The following is a 22,836-nucleotide window of genomic DNA, read 5'->3' as shown; positions in this document are numbered from 1 at the left end:
CCAATAAAGCATTGTTCGACATAGAACCTGACGGATCAATCAAGCTCATGGCCACGCCTCGTGGCATGAACACGGTCACGCCGCATCTTGTATGTGCGGGCGCCGCCAATGCAGTCGAATTCTATAAAAAGGCGTTCAATGCCACGGAAATGGGCAGGCTGGCCGGGCCTGACGGCAAGCTTATGCATGCCGCCGTCCGCATCGGCGATTCGGTGGTCATGTTGATGGACGAGTTCCCCGAATGTGGGGCCGTGGCACCCACGACGCTGAAAGGCACGCCGGTATCAGTGCATCTTTACGTGGACCACGTCGATATGGCAATAGAACGCGCCGTGGCGGCTGGCGCGAAAGTCATCATGCCTGCCGATGACATGTTCTGGGGCGACCGCTATGGCGTGCTCGAAGACCCGTTCGGACATCACTGGTCCATTGCCACGCATATCCGTGACCTTAGTCATGAAGAAATAGTGGAAGCATCCAAATCGGCCATGTGCGGCGCGGACGCCCAGCAAAAGACTTAGCCGCCCACCTGATTACGGCTGACAGAAACAAGCCCGTGACACCACTTATGGTGCGACGGGCTTTTTCCTACTTGACCGGTTTCGCCGCAGTCAATGTTGCGGTGTCGACATAGGCCTCGTCGTTGCTGAAGCGCTGGTAGAGGGTGGCGACCAGCGGCCCCGAAATGTTGTGCCAAACGCTGAAGATGGCGCTCGGCACCGCCGCAAGCGGAGAGAAGTGTGCAGTCGCCAGCGCCACGCCAAGCCCGGAATTCTGCATGCCGACCTCGATCGACATTGTTTTACGCTTGGCCACGCTCAGGCCGGTGACTTTTGCCAGCCAGTAGCCCAGCAACAGTCCCAAGCCGTTGTGAAGCACGACTACGGCAAAAATCATCAGGCCGCTCGTCGCAATTTTTTCCTGATTGCCCGCCACGACGGCGGCCACGATGGCCACGATGGCCACGACAGACACCAGCGGCAGCACGTCCACGCAAGCTTTCACCTTTTCGCGCAACAGTGATTGCGCAACGACACCTAATGCGATCGGCAGAAGCACGACTTGTACGATCGACCAGAACATCGCGCTCGCGCTGACTTCAAGCCATTGGCTGGCCAGCAGGTAGATGAGGGCCGGCGTCACTATCGGCGCCAACAACGTTGTTACGGAGGTTATTGCGACCGATAGTGCGACATCTCCGCGCGCCAGGAAGGTCATGACATTCGAAGCGGTGCCCCCAGGGCAGCAGCCGACGAGGATCACACCGACAGCGATTTCCGGCGGCAGTTGCAAGCCGGTGCTGAGTCCCCATGCCAGGCCTGGCATGATGATGAACTGCCCAAGTACGCCGATCAGGACAGTGCCTGGGCGCTTGAATACCTCGGTGAAGTCGGCCTTGGACAGTGTCAATCCCATTCCGAACATGATAATGCCCAACAGAGGCACAACGTAGGGGCCGATCCAACGGAATTGTGCGGGGGCGAAAAAAGCAAGTATTGCAAACAGCAATACCCAGATTGCAAATGTCTTGCCAACAAAGTGGCTCAGGCGGGCAATAGCCTGCATGGTGAACTTCCTCAGTGCGTAAGTAGGATGGAGCAGTCGCGATTTGCCCACGCCAATTCGGTACATGGCGTAATGGCGAAGCGGGTGCAGGATGCATGCGATACCGCGCACGATGGCGGTAAACCCTTATTGTACTCTCCGATGAAATGCGCTTGATTCCGGTGGAGTGATTGCGCTTGCACGTATTCCAGGGTGCGTCATAATTTCGGGTCCATGAATTCAAATGATTCCCGATGAGTATTCCCAGAACCCGCCTGGTTGCCTACGCATGTCTTGCTCTCAGCATGTCCCTGGTGGGCTCTTACGTTGCGTTGTCCAAGCCGCTGGCGTTGGTATTTCCGGTTTTCCTGTTGGGATGGTTACGCTTTGGCATTGGTGTTATTGCGATGTCGCGATGGCTGCATAAGCCGGCAAGCGAACCACAGCTCTCGATCCACACAAGAATTCTTATATTCCTTGAGTCGTTCCTCGGGAATTTCCTGTTCACGATATGCATGTTGTATGGCGTTAGCATGACGACCGCGGTATCGGCGGGTGTCATCATGTCCACGATCCCCGCCGCTGTAGCCCTCATGAGCTGGGTTTTTTTGAAAGAAACCATCGGACTGCGCGTATGGGGCGCGATCGTATGTGGTGCGTTGGGAATAGGGCTGCTTTCGTGGGGAGGCGTGCAAGCGAGCCTTCAAGGCGGCGACACGCTGGGGCAGACGGCGGCGCCGGCGATGGCTTGGCTTGGGGACTTGCTGATCGTCGGTGCTGTGCTGTGTGAAGCAGCCTATGCCGTGATTGGCAAGAAACTCACGGCAGTCATGGGACCCAAGCGGATCAGTGCCGTCATCAATCTATGGGGTTTCTTACTGATGACCCCATTTGGTATTCATGCGGCCCTCGACTTCGACTTTACTGGCGTCCCGTTTCAAATGTGGTTGCTGCTCTTGTTCTATGCGCTGGCTGCCAGCGTGTGGACAGTCTGGTTGTGGATGACCGGCTTGAAATCCGTGCCCGCGTCGCGCGCAGGCGTCTTCACGGTCATGCTTCCTGTCACCGCGGCCCTGGTCGGTGTCATGTTGTTAGGCGAAGCATTGGGCGTGGTGCAGATAGTCGCTTTCGCGCTTGCGCTCGGAGGCCTGCTGTTGGCCACATTGCCGGCAAAAGATTCCACAGCCAGATGACGCAGCGCCAGCTGCGAGGGCGGCGTGACCGGCGCCTGTTCTTACTGGCGGTAGTCGGTCGCACAGGCGTGTTCGATGATCAGTTGTGCCGACACGACTCCGTTCCAGACGTTCTGGTCCAGCCGGTATGCCACATCGGCGTACTCCGGCAGCATGTCGGCGTGATTGAACCAGATGGCGTCGAAGCGTTGATTGCCTCGTTCGAGGTTCAACTTCAAGTGCTTGTCTTTCAGCAGCCGCTGTTGCCGCACGTGGAAGGTATCGCGGAAGACGGGCGCGGGGAAACCTGCACCCCAAACTTGTTGCTGCAGCAATCCTGCCACCTCCGCATTGGCGTATCCGGTTTCCAGTGATCCGTCGGTTTCGATGACGGGATCAAAGCTGGCCTTGCCGCTCAGCTCAATCACCGCCGCGTCGAAACCTTCAATGAACTGCGCGTACGCATCTTCACGCAGCGTCAGTCCAGCGGCCATGGCGTGGCCTCCGAACTTCAGGATGATGCCTGGATAGCGTTTGGATACCAGGTCAAGGACGTCGCGCAAATGCACATCCGGAATGGAGCGGCCGGAGCCGCGCAATTCGCCCGAGTCCGAACGGGCGAAGGCCAGCGTCGGACGCCAATAGGTTTCTTTCAGGCGTGACGCGACCAGGCCAACGACGCCCTGGTGCCACTCGGGATGATAGACACATACCGTGGCGCCGATGACCGGCGTGGATGCCTCGATTGCCGCAAGCGCTTCTTCACGCATGGTCGTTTCAATGCCACGACGCTCCTGGTTCATGCCATCGAGCTGCCGAGCGAGCTCGAGCGCTTCCCCTTCGTCATCCGTAATCAGGCAGTTGATGCCTATGCTCATGTCAGCCAGTCGCCCCGCGGCATTGATGCGGGGTCCCAGGGCAAAGCCCAGATCAAAGCCACTGGCTTGGCGTGGCTCGCGCCCGGATACGGCGAACAACGCGCGGATGCCTGCCTGCATCTTTCCGGCCCGCATTTTCTGCAGGCCCTGTGTGACAAGCACGCGATTGTTGGCATCGAGCTTGACCACGTCGGCCACCGTGCCCAACGCCACCAGGTCGGCCAGGCTGTCAAGTCGGGGACCGCCATCTTTGGGATAGACGCCGCGCTGCCGCATTTCGGCGCGCAGGGCCAGCAAAAGATAGAAAATGACACCTACGCCGGCCAGATTCTTGGATGGAAACCCACAGCCCGGTTGATTCGGATTGACGATAGCGAGCGCTTGAGGCAGCGTATCTCCCGGCAGGTGATGATCCGTGATGACCACATCGATGCCGGCGAGCTTTGCAGCCTGGACACCGTCGACGCTGGCAATGCCATTGTCCACGGTGATGAGAATATCAGGCTTACCCGACGGGTGCTGAACGGCCAGGCTTACCACCGCCGGTGAAAGCCCGTAGCCGGTTTCGAACCGGTTCGGCACCAGGAAATCGACAATGGCACCCATGCTGCGCAGGCCGCGCATGCCGACCGCGCAGGCGGTTGCGCCGTCGCAATCGTAGTCAGCCACGATCAGCAGGCGCTTGCCATTGTGGATGGCGTCAGCCAGAATGCTGGCGGCATGCTGGATGTGGGTGAGTTTTCCCGGCGGAATCAGGGCGCCCCAGACAAGCTGGGTATCGCCAAGGCAGCTTACGCCTCGCGCTGCCCACAAACGCGCAAGCAATGGATGTATGCCTGCCGCCTCGAGGGCTTGACTGGCCTGGAAGTCGGCCAGCCGATTGCTTAGTTTTGGGGTGACCACCACTTTCTCCATGCTAGACGACTGCCCGGAAGCCATTGTATCCATTGCCCCCATGGCATTGGTTGGACCTCCACGATGCGGTCCGTTCCCATCAATACGACGCCTGGGGTCGGCCCGCCTGCCAAGGGCTTGAACACGGCAGCTTCCAGCTGCTGAAGCGCGGCGAGCCATCCCCCCCAGTCATGGCTCGTGGCCGGCGCAAGCAAGGCATCGTGCGTCTGCGCGTCGCTTGTCTTGTCCTTGCCGAACGTTAATTGTTCGGCGCTGGCACCGCCGAACAGCCAGAGGCTGTTAATGGGCACCAGACTTTGCCTGTAACGCGTCTGGTTGACAGGGTGTTCGAACCAGGCCATCTGCAGTTCATTGACCAGGCGCCGCCAGGGGCGTGCGTCCACGTCCTGCGGCCACCAGTCGTTCACCGTACTTATGCTGACGAGCGCCGGGCTGGCGCTTTGCGGCGCAAATCCGGCGGGCAATTCAAGCCGCCAGCGTTCGATGCTGTCGGCATGTAGCGTAAAACCCGAATCGGCAAACAAGGGTTGCGCCGATTCGAACAAGGCTACACTCTGCTCTCGCGTGATCGCGAGCTCACGAGCCGGCAGCAAGGCGGCGCCATCCCGGGACGGCGATACATGCACCAATTCGGTCAGCCAGACAGATGTATTGTCTGCCACTGGCTGCTGCAGCCACAGAGGAGCCAGGCCTGCGCTAAGATTCTGTTCTTTCCGGGGCTTGAATCCACTGGCGGCCAACAACCACTGCTCGTGTGGCGTGCAGCCGCTCGATGCCGGATCGGCCGCAATGGTGCGGGCGCGTCCTTGCTCAAGCCAGCGCACAAGTGTCGGTGCGGCGTTTTGCAGATAGGAAGTCAGTTCGCGCGCCTCGCGAGGGTCGGGCAATGCCCCAGGTAGTACGATTTGCATTCCTGGATTGTAGTGTTAATGGAAAACGGTGGCTTCAACAATGGCATATGAATTTTGGATAGGCGCGCGCTATGCGGGCTTGGCGCGTTCGAAGCGTCGTGTCGGCAGGGGCGACCGTTTCGTTTCGTTTATTGCGGCCAGTTCGATGGCCGGTATCGCGTTGGGCGTGGCCGCGTTGATCGTGGTGCTTTCCGTCATGAACGGATTCCAGACTCAGGTCAGGGACCGCATGTTGTCGGTGTTGCCCCACATCGAACTTTATGTGCCTCGCACCGATCCCGAGCAGGTGCTTATGCAATGGCAGGCGATCGCGGATATGGCGAAGGAAAATCCGGAAGTCACTGGTGCAGCGCCTTTTGTTGCAGCACAAGCCATGATAGTGCGCGGCGAAGCCTTGAGCGGGGTGCAATTGCGCGGTATCGATCCACTGCGTGAAAGTGACGTTTCGGATGTCGGGGGTCAAATGATTGCGGGAGATATCTCCGCACTGAAGGCGGGCAGCTACTCAATAGTCCTGGGCAACCAATTGGCCACAACGTTGGGGGTCAATGCGGGCGATACCGTCATGGTGCTTGCTCCCCAAGGATCCATTTCGCCCGCGGGGTTCACCCCGCGCATGCGCCAATTCACGGTCACTGGACTGTTCTCTTCCGGTTACTACGAATACGATGCCACGCTGGCTTTCATCAATTACGAGGATGCCGCCAAGGTGTTCAGGGATAGTGGAACCAGCGGTGTGCGATTGCGTATTTCGGACATGCAGCGGGCACCCTTGGTCGCCCGGAGTTTGAGCAAGGCCTTGCCGCCATTCGTGCACGCGCAAGACTGGACGTTGAATAACCGTACATGGTTTGCCGCCGTTCAGACCGAGAAACGCATGATGTTCCTGATACTTGCCTTGATTGTGGCGGTGGCGGCCTTCAACCTGTTGTCTTCGCTTGTCATGGCGGTCAAGGACAAGCGCTCCGATATCGCCATATTGCGCACATTGGGTGCCAGTCCACGCGAGATCGCGAAGATATTCCTGGTCCAGGGCTCGCTTATTGGTATCGTTGGAACCCTGCTGGGGCTCGGCTTCGGAACCCTGGTGGCGTATAACATTGACGTCATTGTTCCCTTCATTGAACGTATGCTGGGCGTGCAATTCCTGCCGCAGCAAATTTATTTCATCAGCGAGCTGCCCTCCAATCCACAGATCAACGACATTCTCGTTGTAGCCCTTACGTCGCTGGTATTGTCCCTGCTGGCTACCCTTTATCCCAGCTGGCGTGCGTCCAGTCTGCAACCGGCAGAGGTGCTGCGCCATGATTGATACACCCGTCGTCCACGCGCTGAGCGCGCGTAATCTGGTCAAGACATATCATGAAGGCGGCGTGGCCATCGAAGTCCTACGCGATGTAAGCCTGCACGTGGATGCGGGCGAAATGGTAGCCATTGTAGGGGCCTCGGGCTCGGGGAAAAGCACCTTGCTGCATACCCTTGGTTTGCTCGACCTCCCGACCTCAGGCTCGGTATCGATCAACGGTGAGTCAGCCGACGGCCTGAACGAGGCCCAGCGCAGCAAGCTGCGGAATCGAAGCCTGGGTTTCGTTTATCAGTTCCACCACCTTCTATCCGAGTTTTCGGCGCTGGACAATGTCGCGATGCCGCTTATCGTGCGGCGTGAAAAACGCGGCCTTGCCCGGGAACAGGCTCAACTCGTGCTGGAACAAGTTGGGTTGTCGGCCCGTATTGACCACTATCCAGGACAGCTATCGGGAGGTGAACGTCAGCGCGTGGCGTTGGCCCGCGCTTTGGTAACGCGGCCGACCTGCGTGCTGGCCGATGAGCCCACCGGCAATCTTGATCGCAATACCGCTGAAAGCATGTTCGAGTTGCTGGTGCGCATGAATCGGGATTTCAATACAGCCTTTGCCATCGTCACACACGATCCGGCACTGGCTGCCCTGGCGCATCGCCAACTGGCCATGGAGAAGGGTCGGCTCGTCGACCCCGAGGTGCCTCCACTGAATTTGGAGAAATGAAAAATTGGGTAGCGCGCTCAAGGAATTGCGATGTTGATCGACACGCACTGCCACCTTGATGCCAGTGAGTTCACGGCAGACCGTGCCGCGGTAATCGAGCGTTCCGGCGAGAAAGGCGTGGGTGGCATCGTGATTCCTTCGGTGGCACGTTTCAATTTTGAGATTGTGCGTGAGCTTGCGCATTCGTTCAGAGGTGGCAGCTATGCGCTGGGAATACATCCCATCTTCATACCCGATGCCCAGCACTCGGACCTCGCCGAACTTGAGATCCAGATACGGCAGTCGCTGGATGACCGACGCTTTATCGCAATAGGCGAGATCGGGCTGGACTTCTTCGTTCCCGCATTGAAAACGCCTGAGATGCGCGAGAAACAGGAAACGTATTATTCTGCCCAGCTGGATCTTGCACAGCGCTACGGCTTACCGGTGCTGCTGCATGTGCGACGCTCACAAGATATATTGTTGAAGCATTTGCGCCGGCGGCCTCGCATCGGCGGAATCGCCCACGCCTTCAATGGCAGTTTCCAGCAAGCGCAACAGTTTATCGATTTGGGTTTCGCGCTGGGTTTTGGTGGCGCAATGACCTATGGCCGAGCCCTGCAGATACGACGCCTGGCAACGCAGCTACCCATGGAGTCGTTGGTGCTGGAAACTGATGCGCCGGATATCCCACCGGCATGGCTCAGCCGACCAGGAGAAGCGATACCGCGCAATGAACCGGCTGAAGTGGCCGGAATAGCGCAAGTGATGGCGCAGCTTCGCAATGCAGATCTTGAAGACATTATTCTTGCATCGGCGGCAAATGCCAGGCGGGTGTTGCCGCGCCTGGCGGGGGCGGCTTAATTTATCTTGAACCCGGTCTTCTTCACGACTTGCGCCCAGCGGGCCTGTTCAGCGATCAGCAAGTCGCCCAATTCACATTGAATGTCGGTATGTCCATGATGGCTTGCGTCGGTGATATCCGAAGGGAGTTTCATGTCCGTCTAGTACGTCATTTCCACCAGCTCCGACAGTACGCTAGTCGATTTGGAGCATGCGAGCGTGACTGGGCGTATCTGTCTGCTGGCTTTCGTCGCTGCGACCGGGGCGGTGCAGTGTCTGCCCGAACTGCCCACGCAATCGCTATGGTGGGGAATCCTGGCAGGCGCGGGGCTCTTGTCTTCTACGGTTTGTTTACTTGGGCCTGCGATTCGGTGGCGTGTGCTGCTACCGGTGTGGGCCGCGCTGGTCGGGCTGCTCATCACTGTAGCCAGGGCGGAACACAGGCTGGCGGATGAACTTCAGCCTATCAACGAAAATCAAGTATCGAGGGTTGTGCTGCGTATTGCCGCGTTACCCAAGTCCAGTCACGAAAGCCGCCAATTCGAGGCGGAGGTTCTATCCTCCAAGCCTGAGGGTGTGCCCTCGCGCATCCTGGTCACCTGGACGGCCCCGAACTGGGCTGGGCCTTATAGCGGAGCGGGCCGAAATGCCGGCCTAAGCGCAGCCGCCCATGCCGTCTTTCCTGACCTGAGGCCGGGTCAGATCTGGCGTATGGCGTTGACGTTGAAAAAACCTCATGGCAACCAAAATCCGCATGCGTTCGACTATGAAGCGTACATGTTCGCGCGGGGCCTGAGGGCGACTGGGAGCGTACGCGGCGAGCCCCGATATATCGGCGACGATCCCTGGGCGAGTCTGTCGATCATCGCGCAACGAGCACGCTATCACGTGCGGTACGCCATGCAGCCCTATCTGGAAGGCAAGCGCTATGGCGCCGTGCTGCTCGCGCTGGCAATCGGGGATCAGGCCAGTGTCGATGCTTCCGACTGGTCGGTATTCAATCGAACAGGCATTACACACCTGGTCTCAATCAGCGGATCCCACATTACGATGATCGCGGCGCTTGGAGGCAGCCTGGTCTACTGGCTATGGCGACGCATACGAATACGCGGTCACTATCTGGCCGAAAGGTTCCCAGCGCAGCTGGCTGGGGCCATGGCGGCGTTGGTGGTCGCATGGGTTTATTGCCTGCTGGCGGGGTGGGGGGTTCCGGCCCGCCGAACTTTCCTGATGCTGGCTGTAGTGGCAATCGCTTATATGTTGCGCCTGCCCCTGAACGCATCGCGGTTGCTCTCGCTCGTGGCATTTTCAGTCGTGCTTCTGGATCCCTGGGCATTGCTCGCCAGTGGATTCTGGCTGTCGTTTTCCGCCGTGTATATCCTGATGGCAAGCGCCGGGTGGTGGGGACAATCGGCGCGACGATCCTCAGCCACACGAGGCCAGCGGTGGCTCCGCTTCGCGGCTACCGCCACGCGTTTGCAACTGGCCATCACGGTGGGTTTGATGCCTTTATTGGCATTGATTTTTCACGAGGTGTCCCTGATTTCGCCGCTGGCCAATGTCTATGCCATCCCAGTCATCAGCTTGATTGTCACACCCGTTTCCTTGTTGCTGGCGACGGCCGCATTTATTCCAGGGCTGGAGTGGCTGGCTACGGCCCTGGCATGGGTGGGACATCTTGCGCTTGACTGGACGATGGTGCCTACAGTGTGGCTCTCCGATTTTCGGGCGGCCAGCTTTAATGCGGCGGCAGCACCGCTGTGGCTGACATTGTTTGCCATGCTGGGGCTGATGCTCGCCGTCCTGCCATACGGGTTGCCTTTTCGTAATGCGGCGTGGCTGTTTACGCTGCCGGCCTTGTTATGGACACCGCAGAGGCCACCGCAGGGAGGCTGGGACTTGTATGCGCTGGATGTCGGACAGGCCAGCGCCATCGTAGTGCAGACAGCCGGCCACTCCTTATTGTTCGATACCGGATTGCGCAGCAGCGCCAGTTCTGATGATGGCGCTCGCACCATAGTGCCGTTCCTGCGATCACGCGGTATCAGGAAGCTCGATACGCTGGTGATCTCGCATGCCGATATCGACCATGCTGGCGGCTTGCGCAGCATCCTGAGCGGGCTGGCCGTGGGACAGTCCTATAGTTCATTCGATGCGGCGCACTACCTGTCACGCGAGGCGCGGCTTCTCGGCGTCCCTCAGCAAATACCGCCCGCGCCGCTGGCGATGTCGCGGTGCGAATATGGAGTTTCCTGGCAGATCGATGGAGTGGCATTCGAGTTTCTATGGCCTCTCAAGTCCGTTCCGTCCAAGCCGTCGCGATCGCGCAAGAACCGCAATGACGACACCTGCGTGTTGCGCATTCGGGGAAGCCACCATTCTGTGTTGCTTCCTGGTGATATCGGCGCCGCGCAGGAATTTTTGCTGGTCGACAGGGGGCTGGAACGTCTGGATGTCGTGCTGGCAGCGCATCATGGATCAAAGAACTCGTCGAGCCCGCAGTTCGTCAGTGCTGCACAGCCCGGCCATGTGGTGGCTCAGGCGGGCCTATGGAATCGATATGGTCATCCCAGTTCGCTGGTGGTAGGTCGCTGGAAAGCGGCAGGTGCGAGGGTATGGCGCACCGATCAACACGGTGCCGTCACAGTCACGTCCCGCCCGGCAGGCTTGTTGGTTTCTGGCGAACGCGGTTCTGCACGCCGATATTGGCATGGCCGCTAGGGTTGCCCCCACCCCCGGGCGCTTGCGGATAGCAGCCGGATCGGCGATGATTGAAGCAGCTGTTCAAAAGACGGTTAAGAAAAAACCATCGGTTCGAAAATTCCATAAGACATTTTCTGAAGCAAGCATGAGACAAACTATCCCGTTACGACTGCACGTGCCCGAACCCTCCGGGCGACCCGGCCACGCCACCGACTTCTCCTATTTGCGGCTAGCCGATGCCGGCGCGGTACGCAAACCTCCGTTGGACACATCAGCAACCGACACGACCGACATGGCGTACACGCTGGTGCGCGTGCTGGACGACGATGGCAACGCGCTGGGGCCATGGTCACAAGACATCGACCCGCAGCTGCTGCGCAAGGGCCTGCAATCCATGATCAAGACGCGCATCTACGATGCGCGAATGTTGATTGCCCAGCGGCAAAAAAAAATGTCGTTCTATATGCAAAGTCTTGGCGAGGAAGCCGTAGGCACTGCCCAGGTCATGGCCCTTTCCAAGGGCGACATGTGCTTTCCGTCTTACCGCCAACAGAATCTCCTGATTGCGCAAGACGTCCCCTTGTTCGACATGATGTGCCAGTTGTTTTCCAATGACCGCGACAGCCTGAAGGGGCGGCAACTGCCTGTGATGTACTCCATGCGCGAGGCGGGTTTCTTTTCGATTTCCGGCAATCTCGCCACGCAGTTCGTCCAGGCTGTCGGGTGGGCCATGGCGTCGGCCATCAAGGGTGATACAAAAATCGCATCGGCCTGGATTGGCGACGGCGCCACCGCGGCGGCGGATTTCCAGACGGCGCTGACCTTTGCCCATGTCTATCAGGCGCCGGTGATACTTAACGTCATCAATAATCAGTGGGCAATATCCACATTCCAGGCGCTCGCAGGGGGCGAAAGCACAACCTTTGCGGCGCGCGGTGTCGGCAGCGGCATTGTGTCGCTGCGTGTCGATGGCAATGACTTCCTGGCCGTTTTTGCGGCTTCGCAATGGGCCATCGAGCGCGCACGCAGCAATCTCGGCCCCACGCTTATAGAATGGGTTACCTACCGGGCCGGGCCGCATTCGACCTCCGACGATCCCACCAAGTACAGGCCTGCTGATGACTGGGCACGCTTTCCTCTGGGCGATCCCATCGCACGTCTGAAGCAGCACCTGATGCGGATTGGTGCATGGTCCGAGGAAGAACATCAACGCACGCAGAAAGACTACGAGGCGGAAGTCATTGCCGCGCAGAAACAGGCCGAAAGTCATGGTACGCTGGCGACCGGGCAGACCTCCAGTGTCGCGACCATGTTCGAGGACGTCTATAAAGACATGCCTTGGCACTTGCGCCTTCAACGTCAGAAAGCGGGGGTGTGACCATGCCGGCCAAGCAACAAAAAACGACTCCGATGACAATGATCCAGGCGTTGCGTTCCGCAATGGATGTGATGCTGGAACGCGACGGGAATGTTGTCATCTTTGGACAGGATGTCGGCTACTTCGGCGGCGTGTTCCGATGCACAGAGGGTTTGCAGGCCAAGCATGGGCGCCATCGCGTCTTTGACGCGCCCATCTCGGAAGGGGGCATTGTCGGCGCGGCGGTCGGGATGGGCGCCTATGGCTTGCGTCCTGTGGTGGAGATCCAGTTTGCTGACTATTTCTATCCTGCCACCGACCAGATCGTTTCGGAAGCGGCAAGGTTGCGATACCGATCCGCAGGCGATTTCATCGCGCCGCTCACAATACGCATGCCCTGCGGCGGCGGCATTTATGGTGGCCAGACCCATAGCCAAAGTCCCGAGGCATTATTCACTCACGTCAGTGGTTTGCGTACGGTCATGCCGTCCAATCCCTACGATGCGAAAGGCTTGCTGATCGCCTCTATCGAATGCGACGATCCGGTCATCTTCCTGGAACCGAAGCGCCTGTATAACGGTCCGTTCGACGGGCACCACGATCAGCCCGTAGTGCCGTGGTCCAAGCATCCCCTGGGAAATGTACCAGAAGGGTATTACACCGTTGCGCTTGAATCGGCCTCGATTTTCCGGTCCGGGGCCGACCTGACCGTCCTTACCTACGGCACCATGGTCTATGTGGCCGACGAGGCCGCCAAGCTGTCGGGTATTGATGCCGAGGTCATTGATCTGCGCAGTCTTTGGCCTTTGGACCTCGATACGATAGTCAATTCGGTCAAGAAAACCGGCCGTTGCGTCGTCCTCCACGAAGCCACGCAGACCAGCGGATTTGGTGCGGAACTCACGGCGCTTATCCAGGAACATTGTTTTTATCATCTCGAAGCGCCTATAGAACGGATTGCCGGTTGGGATACGCCATACCCGCATGCCCACGAATGGGCATATTTCCCCAGCCCCCAACGGGTAGCCGAGGCCTATCGCAGGGTGTTGCGTGAAGCAGGGGAGCAATGAGCATGGGTATTCATACGATAAAAATGCCGGATATCGGCGAAGGCATTGCCGAGGTGGAGTTGGTCGAATGGCACGTCAAACCGGGCGATACGGTGGTCGAAGATCAGCTCCTGGCCGATGTCATGACCGACAAGGCGACAGTGCAAGTGCCTTCACCCGTTCATGGAACAGTGGTCTCGCTCGGCGGCGCCGTGGGAGAGGTCATGGCGGTGGGTTCCGAATTGATACGGCTGGAGGTTGAGGGCGCGGGCAATGCGTCTAGCTCAAAAGGGTCGGGGCGCGCGTCGTCCTTGTCGTCTTCCGCTCCGGATGCTGTTATCTCCGCCGCGAAATCCGTGGTTGTGCCTGACTCCAAGCCCGGTCCTGAATCCGCACCTGAAACTACAATCGAAGTCGGGGTGCGGCCTATGTCCGAGCGGGGCGACGCGCCACGGCGAGATGCCGCACAGCCTAACGCCGCCGCGCCAGGTGCTGCGGTCCGCAAGGCCGGTGAAAAGCCATTGGCATCTCCCGCGGTGCGCAAGCGCGCATGGGATCTGGGTGTCCAGTTGCAATACCTCGTCGGTACGGGTGTGGCGGGGCGCATCACCCACGCCGACCTGGATGCCTATGTCGCGCAAGGTGCCTACACCGCGGTGGCAACCGGGCGAGGCGCGGCCTACTTGCTGCGCGATGAGGAAACCCAGGTTCCCATCATAGGCTTGCGGCGCAAAATAGCCCAAAGAATGCAGGAGTCCAAACGGCGCATTCCGCACTTTACCTATGTAGAGGAAGTCGATGTCACCGAGCTGGACGCATTACGCGAGCGCTTGAATATAAAGTGGGCGTCGCAGAGAGGCAAACTGACGATTCTGCCCTTTCTGGCCAGGGCCATGATCCTGGCCCTGCGTGAATTCCCGCAGATCAATGCACGATTCGATGATGACAATGGAACGGTCACGCGCTACGCCGGAGTCCATTTAGGGATTGCCGCCCAGACCGATGCCGGTCTGATGGTGCCGGTGTTGCGGCACGCGGAAACGCACGACCTTTGGTCTTGTGCCGTTGAAATCAAGCGCCTCGCGGATGCGGCGCGCAATGGAAATGCCGTTCGCGATGAACTGTCGGGCTCCACCATCACGCTTACCAGTCTGGGAGCCTTGGGCGGCATTGTTTCAACGCCGGTCATCAACCATCCCGAAGTGGCTATTGTCGGTGTGAACAAGGTGGTTGAACGCCCCGTCATACTCAATGGCGCTGTGGTGGCGCGCAAGATAATGAATCTGTCTTCGTCATTCGATCATCGGGTGGTCGATGGCATGCATGCCGCCGAATTCATCCAGCGCATACGGGGCTTTCTTGAATGCCCGGCCATGCTGTTCATCGAATAGGAAGCGAAATGCAAACAAGCCAGTTACTGATACTCGGCGGTGGCCCAGGTGGATACGTGGCCGCCATACGCGCGGCGCAACTGGGTATTCAAACCGTTCTCGTCGAGAATGAAAATGTGGGCGGAACCTGCCTGAACGTCGGTTGTATCCCGTCCAAAGCTCTCATACATGCTGCCGAAGAATTCCACAAGCTAGCGCGCTACGACACTGAATCGCCCCTGGGCATACAGGCAGGTTCACCAATCGTTGATATCGTTCGCACTACGGCGTGGAAAGATGGCATTGTCGAGCGGCTGACGGGGGGCGTGGCATCACTGCTGAAGAAAAGCGGCGTTCAGGTCGTCAAGGGATGGGCACGCATCGTTGATGGTAAAACTGTCGAGATAGTGAGTTCACCAGCGGCCCAGCCTGGCAGCGGGCTGCGCATCTCCTGCGAACATTTGCTGCTGGCTACCGGGTCCGAGCCCGTCGCATTGCCCTCCATGCCGTTTGGTAGCCAGGTCATTTCTTCTACACAGGCACTGTCGCCGGGCGCATTGCCGACGTCTATGGCCGTGGTCGGCGCCGGCTATATCGGGATGGAATTGGGCATGGCCTACCGCAAGCTGGGCGTGGAGGTCACCATCGTCGAAGCGCAGGAACGGATTCTACCCGCCTACGATACCGAGCTGTCCAAGCCGGTACTCGCTTCCCTCAAGAAGCTGGGTGTCTCCTTGCACCTTTCGTGCAGCGTACTGGGGCTGGACGATGCCGGCCACTTGCGAATAAAGGATGCTCAGGGTGCCGAATCGACGCTGGCCGTCGAGCAGATCCTAGTCGCGATAGGGCGGCGTCCGCGCATCGCGGGGTTTGGCCTTGAATCCCTGTTGCTCGATATGAACGGCTCCGCGGTACGTATCGACGATCAATGCAGGACATCGATGCGGGGTGTCTGGGCTATTGGCGATGTGGCTGGAGAGCCTATGCTTGCCCATCGCGCCATGGCGCAGGGCGAGATGGTCGCCGAGATTATTTCAGGGAAACATCGCCGCTTTGTCCCGGCCTCGATTCCGGCAGTCTGCTTCACGGATCCCGAAATTGTAGTGTCTGGCCTGTCGCCCGGCGAAGCCGAAACAGCAGGGGTGGATGCAATCAGCGCCAGCTTTCCCTTCTCGGCAAACGGCAGGGCCATGACGCTCGAATCCAGCGACGGCTTCGTTCGGGTGGTCGCCCGTCGTGACAACCACTTGATTCTTGGCTGGCAGGCGGTGGGCGGGGGCGTATCGGAACTGAGCGCCGCTTTTTCGCAATCGCTCGAAATGGGCGCGCGCCTGGAGGATGTGGCGGGCACCATCCACGCTCATCCTTCCCTGGGTGAAGCAATCCAGGAAGCGGCAATGCGCGCATTGGGCCATGCACTGCATATCTAGTGCTACGCTACAATCTGAGCTCCATTCTGCAGTGAGGGGCTACATGATCGATACCACATACATGCGCAGTGAACAGCCAGGGCCCAGGCTCGACTACGTCATGTGTGCCAGCCTGGCTGGCACACACCGCATGGCCTATTGGGAATGGGGCGATCCCGATAATGACCGTGTCTTGCTATGTGTACATGGACTGACCCGCACCGGTCGCGATTTTGATCTCCTGGCGCAGCGCCTGGCCACTCATTATCGGGTGGTCTGCCCCGATGTCGTAGGTCGGGGGAAGTCCGATTGGCTCATCAATGCGGCGAGTTACGTCGTACCGCAGTATGTCGGCGATATGATCACCCTTATTGCACGCCTTAAACCGACTCAGCTGGACTGGGTGGGAACTTCCATGGGAGGTCTCATCGGCCTGGGATTGGCAGGTGCGCTGACGATGTCGGCATTGGCCAGACCGGATCGCGGCAGTTGCGGTTTGCCGGCGGAGAACACGATTTCCCTGGGCAAGATGGTTCTTAACGATATAGGCCCCAAGTTAAGCTTTGCAGGCTTGACCCGTATTGCCGAATATGTGGGCGAGCCGCTGAAGTTCGATACGTTCGAGAAGGCTGTCGGATACGTACGCACGGTATCGGCCGGCTTTGGAAATCATGATCAGAACGGATGGGAAGATCTCACCAGGCATGTGTTCAATAAGCAAGGCGACTGCTGGGTCAAGCACTATGACCTGCGGATCGCAGAACCTTTTGCCAATGAATCCGAGGCTAAGATTCAGGCATCGGAAGCCATATTGTGGGCCGCCTACGAGAGTATCAATACACCCATACTAGTGGTGCGCGGCGAAGAATCCGATCTGCTGACCGCCGAAGTTGCCACTGAAATGCTCCAGCGCAATCGCCATGCCAGCCTGCACAATGTGCCTAATGTGGGTCACGCTCCAACCTTCCGCAGCGCTGACCAAATCGATCCATTGGTCGAATTTTTACTCGAAAACTAAACGGCGTACACTAAGAATTCCGACGGCATGTTGCCTTCGGAATTCTTTCGCATCGCAAGAGTGAATATTAAAGTCGACCTGCATTCCCACTCCGTCGTTTCCGATGGAGTCCTCGCGCCATCGGAGCTGGCCGCCCGCGCGCACGCCAATGGCGTGCAGCTCTGGGCACTGACCGACCACGACGAACTGTCGGGCATCGCCGAAGCCCGGCAATCGGCTACGTCCCTCGGTATGTCCTATGTGTCGGGCGTCGAAGTCTCCGTCACATGGGGAAGACAAACGATCCACGTGCTCGGACTCAATGTGGACGAGACCAATGCTGGCTTGAACGCAGGCTTGGCGGAAATACGAGCGGGCCGTAGTGTTCGGGCCAGGGAAATGGCGGACAGGCTGACATCCATGGGGGTGCCGGATAGCTACGCCGGCGCCATGAAATTTGCGGGCAATCCGTCGCTGATCAGCAGAACTCACTTTGCCCGCTTTCTGGTCGAGCAGGGATACTGCAAGAACATGCAGATGGTGTTCGATAAATATCTGGGGGAGAACAAGCCCGCCAATGTGCAAGTGCATTGGTCCACGCTTGCACAAGCGGTCAGCTGGATCGTTGCGGCGGGTGGCCGAGCCGCGATTGCGCACCCGGGACGCTATGATTATTCGCCCATGCAATTTGACGCCCTGTTTGATGAGTTCAAGGAACTTGGCGGCACCGCAATCGAGGTCATCACGGGCAGTCACACGTCGGCACAATACGTGCAATATGCCGGCGTGGCCCGACGTTACGGATTCCTGGCGTCTTGCGGTTCCGATTTCCACAGTCCTACTGAAGCGCGGCTCGATCTCGGCGAACTTCCTTCGCTTCCATCCGACCTGACGCCGGTGTGGCACGATTGGGTATGACCATGAACAAAGCTTTTGTAAAAGAATCCGATAACGACGATGATGACGACCTGGGTCCTGAGACGGTAAAGCTCCCTCCAGGTACGAAGAACTACATCACCACGCAAGGCTATCAGCGGCTGCGTGATGAGCTCGCTCATCTGATCACGGTCGAGCGTCCGTCGATCGTGCAAATCGTTTCTTGGGCGGCATCCAACGGCGATCGTTCAGAGAACGGCGACTATCTCTACGGTAAAAAACGATTGCGTGAAATCGACAGGCGCATGCGCTTCCTGACCAAGCGCCTCGAAATTGCCGAGGTCGTTGATCCGGCGGCGCAGCCCAATCGGGATCAGGTTTTCTTCGGTGCCACCGTCGTATATTCCGATAGGGCAGGCGAAGAGTTCCGGGTCACCATTGTAGGCGTGGACGAGGCCGAACCCCTGGCCGGCAAGATCAGCTGGATTTCGCCTGTTGCGCGGGCGCTGACCAAGGCACGCGAAGGTGACACGGTCACGTTGCGTACACCCGCCGGCATTGATGAACTGGATATTCTGGAAGTGCATTACCCGTGAGCCTCGGGGTTCAACCCGGCGGGCTATCCGCCAGCCGGGCTGCCCGTTAAACGGCTTGTTAAGCAAGCAGGTAAAATGGGCGTTTCCCCTCTATTGCCTGCGTCGTATCGTGAATCCTATCCAGTATCTCCTCGGCTCTTCAGTCCTGTCTTCGTTTCGCCGCGAGCAGTTGCTGCAACGGTTTATTGAACTTGATCTGCCGGTTGCCGATATCTCCGGTCGCTACGAACATTACGTGTGGACTGATGCCGTCCTGACCCCTCCCGATCAGTCCAAACTTGAACAGCTCCTTGATTACGGCAGTCTTCGCGAAGATGGAAAGCAAGGAAAGAGCGACCTGGTCCTGCGTGTCGTGCCGCGTTTCGGCACAGTTTCTCCATGGGCCAGCAAGGCGACCGACATTGCTCACAATTGCGGCTTGCCGGTCGTGCGCCGCATCGAGCGGGGAATTCGCTACACGATCACTCCAGCGCGTGGCTTGCTCGGCGCCAAGTCCATCGATGCCGGACAATTGGCCCAGATAGCAGACTGCCTGCACGACCGCATGACTGAAACCGTAGTGGATGCGGAGTTCAATGGCGAAGCCTTGTTTGCTTCCTTGCCGGGCAAGCCCATTCAGACGATAGACGTGATCGGCCGGGGCCAGGAGGCCCTTGAACAGGCCAACCGCGCATTGGGGCTGGCGCTCTCGGACGACGAGGTCGACTATCTGGATACGGCGTTCAAGCAGTTGGGGCGCAATCCCACTGATGTCGAGTTGATGATGTTTGCGCAAGCCAATAGCGAGCATTGCCGCCACAAGATTTTCAACGCGCAGTGGGTCATCGACGGCATAGCGCAGCAAAATACATTGTTCGGCATGATAAGGGCCACGCATGCCGCGCAGCCGGAAGGCACTGTGGTGGCGTACTCCGATAATTCCGCCATCATGACGGGCGGACCGGCAACGCTGTTCCACGCCGGGAAAGCATCATCGTCCTCCGTGTACGAGCACCATGATGCTCTGGTGCATACGCTGATGAAGGTGGAGACGCATAATCATCCCACCGCTATTGCGCCTTTCCAGGGCGCCGCGACCGGCGCGGGCGGTGAAATCCGAGACGAGGGTGCTACAGGCCGTGGTTCCAAGCCCAAGGCAGGACTGACCGGGTTCACGGTATCCGACCTGTGCTTCAAGGATGCGCCCGAACCATGGGAAACGGATCCCCATGGTTCGCCCGACCGCATCGCGAGTCCGCTGGATATCATGATTGAAGGGCCACTGGGCGGGGCCGCCTTCAATAACGAATTCGGGCGTCCCAATTTGCTGGGCTATTTCCGGACCCTGGAGCAAACGGCCGGCGACACGCGCTGGGGCTATCACAAGCCCATCATGATTGCCGGCGGCCTGGGCTCTATCGATGATCGCCTCACCCATAAAGATCCCATACCGCCTGGCGCCTTGCTGATCCAGTTGGGCGGTCCTGGCATGCGCATAGGCATGGGCGGGAGCGCAGCATCCAGCATGAGCGCCGGCACCAACAGCGCCGAGCTGGATTTTGACTCGGTACAGCGGGGCAACCCCGAGATCGAGCGCCGTGCCCAGGAAGTCATCGACCGCTGCTGGCAGCAAGGAGAAAGCAATCCGATCATCGCCATCCATGATGTCGGGGCGGGAGGCCTATCCAACGCCTTCCCGGAACTGGTCAACGATGCCGGGCGCGGTGCCATTTTTGAACTTCAGCAAGTTCATCTTGAAGAGTCGGGACTGTCGGCAGCTGAAATTTGGAGCAATGAATCGCAGGAACGCTATGTCCTGGCGATCCAGTCCGAAGATTTGGCGCGATTCGACGCAATCGCGCGACGCGAGCGCTGCCCATACGCCGTGGTCGGCGTGGCCACGCAAGAGCGTCAGTTGCGCGTCACCTATGGTGAAGGCTTGCCCGGTGTTTCGCCGGCCGGGGCCATGCACGAGGCCGTCGGCTTTCGTCCCGTCGACGTCCCGGTCGATGTGATCCTTGGCAAGCCCCCTCGCATGACCCGCGATGTCCAGCGCACGAAAGTTGTGGGCACCGAACTTGATATCACCGATATACCGCTAGCTGAGGCCATCGACCGGGTGTTGCGTCACCCCACGGTGGCCAACAAAACCTTCTTGATAACCATAGGCGATCGCACGGTGGGCGGTCTTACCAGCCGGGACCAGATGGTCGGACCGTGGCAAGTGCCTGTTGCCGATTGCGCAGTCACCCTGGCGGACTACGAAGGTGTCCGCGGCGAGGCCATGTCCATGGGCGAACGTACGCCGCTGGCCATGATCGATGCGCCCGCTTCGGGACGGATGGCCATCGTCGAAGCCCTGACCAACCTCGTGGCCAGCGATGTGCAATCGCTGAAAGACGTGAAGCTTTCCGCCAACTGGATGGCGGCTTGCGGGGCGGCCGGTCAGGATGCGGCCTTGTATGACACCGTCTCGGCAATCAGCGACTGGTGCCAGCAACTGGGCTTGTCCATACCGGTGGGCAAGGATTCACTGTCCATGCGTACCGCATGGTCACGCAATGGCGAGCAGCGCGAAGTTCTGGCGCCTGTTTCGCTTATTGTTACAGCCTTTGCACCCGTCGCCGACGTGCGCGCCACCCTGACGCCACAGCTGCGCACCGATGCCGGCGATACCGCGCTGATCCTTATCGATCTCGGCCTGGGGCAACAACGCCTGGGCGCCTCGATCCTGGCGCAGGCATTCAACCGGGTCGGCGTCACAGTACCCGACATGACGAATGCACCATTACTCATCGCCTTCTTCAAGGTGCTGCGCCAGCTTGCCGCCGATGGGCACATTCTGGCCTATCACGACCGTTCCGACGGGGGATTGCTGGCTACCGTCTGCGAGATGGCTTTTGCCGGGCATGTCGGGGTATCGATCAACCTCGATATGCTGACCATTGATCCGGTGGCCGCGGACTGGGGCGATTATAAAATCCGCTCCGAACAGATATCGGTACAGCGCGATGAACTTACGCTCAAGGCCTTGTTTGCGGAGGAAGCCGGCGCCGTCATCCAGGTGCCGCTGACGCAGCGCAACATCGTACTGCAGCAGCTGCGTGCCCACGGCTTGTCGGCACATTCCCATGTGATCGGCGGTCTGAACACGAAAGACGAGATCCAGATTTTCCGCGACGGGAACTGCATATATCAGAAGCCGCGCGAAGAGTTGGGCCAGCAATGGAGCGAAGTCAGCCGACGCATCATGGCGTTGCGCGATAACCCCGAATGCGCGCGGTCCGAATTCGATACATGGAAAGACAATTCCGATCCTGGCATGGCCGCATCGGTGTCCTTCAATCCGCAGGAAGACGTCGCGGCCCCATATATTCTCACCGGCAAGCGGCCCAAGGTCGCCATCCTGCGCGAGCAGGGGTGCAACAGCCAGGTGGAAATGGCATGGGCCTTCGACAAGGCGGGTTTCGAAGCACAAGACGTGCACATGACCGACCTCTTGTCGGGCAGAACCCGACTGGAGGATGTGCAGGGACTCGTTGCCGTGGGCGGCTTCAGCTATGGCGATGTACTCGGGGCCGGCGAAGGCTGGGCGCGAACCATACGCCATAACGATCAGCTGGCGGACCAGTTTGCCGCTTACTTTGGCCGGTCAGATACCTTTGCGTTGGGCGTCTGCAACGGTTGCCAGATGATGGCTGCATTGGCCAGCATGATCCCTGGCGCGCAACACTGGCCGCGCTTTACACGCAATCAGTCGGAGAAGTATGAAGCACGCCTGTCCCTGGTTGAGATTCCCGAGTCGCCTTCTTTGTTCATGCAAGGCATGGCCGGCACACGTGTGCCAGTGGCTGTCGCGCACGGCGAGGGCTATGCCGACTTTTCGACGCAAGGGGATCTTGCACAGGTGCATAGTGCCTTGAACTTCATCGATAACCGGGGCCAGCGTACCGAGCAGTATCCGGCCAATCCAAATGGCAGTCCTCAAGGCCTTACGGGGGTCACGACGAAAGATGGGCGCTTCACGGTGCTTATGCCTCACCCGGAACGGGTTACGCGGAATGTCACGATGTCCTGGGCGCCCGAGAGTTGGGGTCCGCTGGACACCGGTGGCAAGGATACCCTCCACGGAGGCTATAGCCCGTGGCTGCGCATGTTCCGTAATGCCCGGGTTTGGCTGGGATGATAGGTAAAGACCCTAGGTTCGCGTATAATCTTGCTTTGCACGGAGCT

The 22,836-nt window shown here is 59.0% G+C and carries 18 protein-coding genes; 14 read left to right on the top strand and 4 right to left on the bottom strand.

Annotation, left to right across the window (positions count from 1 at the left end):
* Positions 1-47 precede the first annotated feature (47 nt).
* Entirely contained in the window at positions 48-521 is a 474-nt protein-coding gene (locus CR155_RS20895) for a VOC family protein (protein ID WP_233214235.1), read from the top strand.
* A 67-nt stretch (positions 522-588) separates the two neighbouring features.
* Here the strand turns inward: CR155_RS20895 and CR155_RS11675 are convergent, their stop codons facing one another.
* Complete coding sequence (locus tag CR155_RS11675) at positions 589-1,566, bottom strand: bile acid:sodium symporter family protein (protein WP_199171743.1); 978 nt, start codon at positions 1,564-1,566, stop codon at positions 589-591.
* 233 nt (positions 1,567-1,799) lie between these two features.
* Here CR155_RS11675 and CR155_RS11670 point away from each other — a divergent pair, with 233 nt between their 5' ends.
* Positions 1,800-2,738, top strand: a complete 939-nt coding sequence (locus tag CR155_RS11670) for a DMT family transporter (RefSeq protein ID WP_102070216.1) — start codon at positions 1,800-1,802, stop codon at positions 2,736-2,738.
* A gap of 41 nt (positions 2,739-2,779) precedes the next feature.
* Here the strand turns inward: CR155_RS11670 and recJ are convergent, their stop codons facing one another.
* Positions 2,780-4,498, bottom strand: a complete 1,719-nt coding sequence (gene recJ, locus CR155_RS11665) for a single-stranded-DNA-specific exonuclease RecJ (protein ID WP_102070215.1) — start codon at positions 4,496-4,498, stop codon at positions 2,780-2,782.
* The gene (locus CR155_RS11660) at positions 4,480-5,421 is read right to left on the bottom strand and encodes a hypothetical protein (RefSeq protein WP_102070214.1); all 942 of its coding nucleotides are present in this window, start codon (positions 5,419-5,421) and stop codon (positions 4,480-4,482) included. Before CR155_RS11660 ends, recJ begins: the two co-directional genes overlap by 19 nt.
* Before the next feature lie 40 nt (positions 5,422-5,461).
* Here CR155_RS11660 and CR155_RS11655 point away from each other — a divergent pair, with 40 nt between their 5' ends.
* The 3 genes from CR155_RS11655 to CR155_RS11645 are packed head-to-tail and all read left to right on the top strand — an operon-like array spanning position 5,462 to position 8,288.
* Complete coding sequence (locus tag CR155_RS11655) at positions 5,462-6,733, top strand: lipoprotein-releasing ABC transporter permease subunit (protein ID WP_102070213.1); 1,272 nt, start codon at positions 5,462-5,464, stop codon at positions 6,731-6,733.
* On the top strand, positions 6,726-7,445 hold the full coding sequence (locus tag CR155_RS11650) for an ABC transporter ATP-binding protein (protein ID WP_102070212.1): 720 nt from the start codon (positions 6,726-6,728) through the stop codon (positions 7,443-7,445). Before CR155_RS11655 ends, CR155_RS11650 begins: the two co-directional genes overlap by 8 nt.
* Before the next feature lie 30 nt (positions 7,446-7,475).
* Entirely contained in the window at positions 7,476-8,288 is an 813-nt protein-coding gene (locus CR155_RS11645; protein WP_102070211.1) for a TatD family hydrolase, read from the top strand.
* Here CR155_RS11645 and CR155_RS20790 read toward each other — a convergent pair.
* Entirely contained in the window at positions 8,285-8,422 is a 138-nt protein-coding gene (locus CR155_RS20790) for a hypothetical protein (RefSeq protein WP_158238262.1), read from the bottom strand. The two genes, CR155_RS11645 and CR155_RS20790, sit on opposite strands and share 4 nt — an antisense overlap.
* A gap of 64 nt (positions 8,423-8,486) precedes the next feature.
* On the opposite strand from CR155_RS20790, the gene CR155_RS11640 reads away from it, so the two are divergent.
* From CR155_RS11640 to purL, 9 genes are all read left to right on the top strand, one after another.
* Positions 8,487-10,988, top strand: coding sequence for a DNA internalization-related competence protein ComEC/Rec2 (locus CR155_RS11640; RefSeq protein ID WP_102070210.1), 2,502 nt, complete (start codon positions 8,487-8,489; stop codon positions 10,986-10,988).
* 127 nt (positions 10,989-11,115) lie between these two features.
* Positions 11,116-12,348 (top strand): 3-methyl-2-oxobutanoate dehydrogenase (2-methylpropanoyl-transferring) subunit alpha, encoded by a 1,233-nt coding sequence (locus CR155_RS11635; RefSeq protein ID WP_102070421.1) that lies wholly within the window; start codon positions 11,116-11,118, stop codon positions 12,346-12,348.
* A 2-nt stretch (positions 12,349-12,350) separates the two neighbouring features.
* Positions 12,351-13,397, top strand: coding sequence for an alpha-ketoacid dehydrogenase subunit beta (locus tag CR155_RS11630; protein ID WP_102070209.1), 1,047 nt, complete (start codon positions 12,351-12,353; stop codon positions 13,395-13,397).
* 2 nt (positions 13,398-13,399) lie between these two features.
* Positions 13,400-14,767, top strand: coding sequence for a dihydrolipoamide acetyltransferase family protein (locus CR155_RS11625; RefSeq protein WP_102070420.1), 1,368 nt, complete (start codon positions 13,400-13,402; stop codon positions 14,765-14,767).
* Positions 14,768-14,775: 8 nt separating this feature from the next.
* Positions 14,776-16,176, top strand: a complete 1,401-nt coding sequence (lpdA, locus tag CR155_RS11620; RefSeq protein ID WP_102070208.1) for a dihydrolipoyl dehydrogenase — start codon at positions 14,776-14,778, stop codon at positions 16,174-16,176.
* A 43-nt stretch (positions 16,177-16,219) separates the two neighbouring features.
* The gene (locus tag CR155_RS11615) at positions 16,220-17,173 is read left to right on the top strand and encodes an alpha/beta fold hydrolase (RefSeq protein ID WP_233214201.1); all 954 of its coding nucleotides are present in this window, start codon (positions 16,220-16,222) and stop codon (positions 17,171-17,173) included.
* Between the two features lie 27 nt (positions 17,174-17,200).
* Complete coding sequence (locus CR155_RS11610) at positions 17,201-18,070, top strand: 3',5'-nucleoside bisphosphate phosphatase (RefSeq protein ID WP_102070207.1); 870 nt, start codon at positions 17,201-17,203, stop codon at positions 18,068-18,070.
* A 2-nt stretch (positions 18,071-18,072) separates the two neighbouring features.
* On the top strand, positions 18,073-18,624 hold the full coding sequence (gene greB, locus CR155_RS11605) for a transcription elongation factor GreB (protein ID WP_102070418.1): 552 nt from the start codon (positions 18,073-18,075) through the stop codon (positions 18,622-18,624).
* 109 nt (positions 18,625-18,733) lie between these two features.
* Complete coding sequence (gene purL, locus CR155_RS11600) at positions 18,734-22,789, top strand: phosphoribosylformylglycinamidine synthase (protein ID WP_102070206.1); 4,056 nt, start codon at positions 18,734-18,736, stop codon at positions 22,787-22,789.
* Positions 22,790-22,836 lie beyond the last annotated feature (47 nt).

The sequence above is a fragment of the Pollutimonas nitritireducens genome (assembly GCF_002849615.1).
In the GTDB taxonomy this organism is placed as follows: Bacteria; Pseudomonadota; Gammaproteobacteria; order Burkholderiales; family Burkholderiaceae_B; genus Pollutimonas; species Pollutimonas nitritireducens.
Note: the sequence above shows the minus strand (reverse complement) of the source record. Positions and strands in the feature narration are given on the sequence as shown.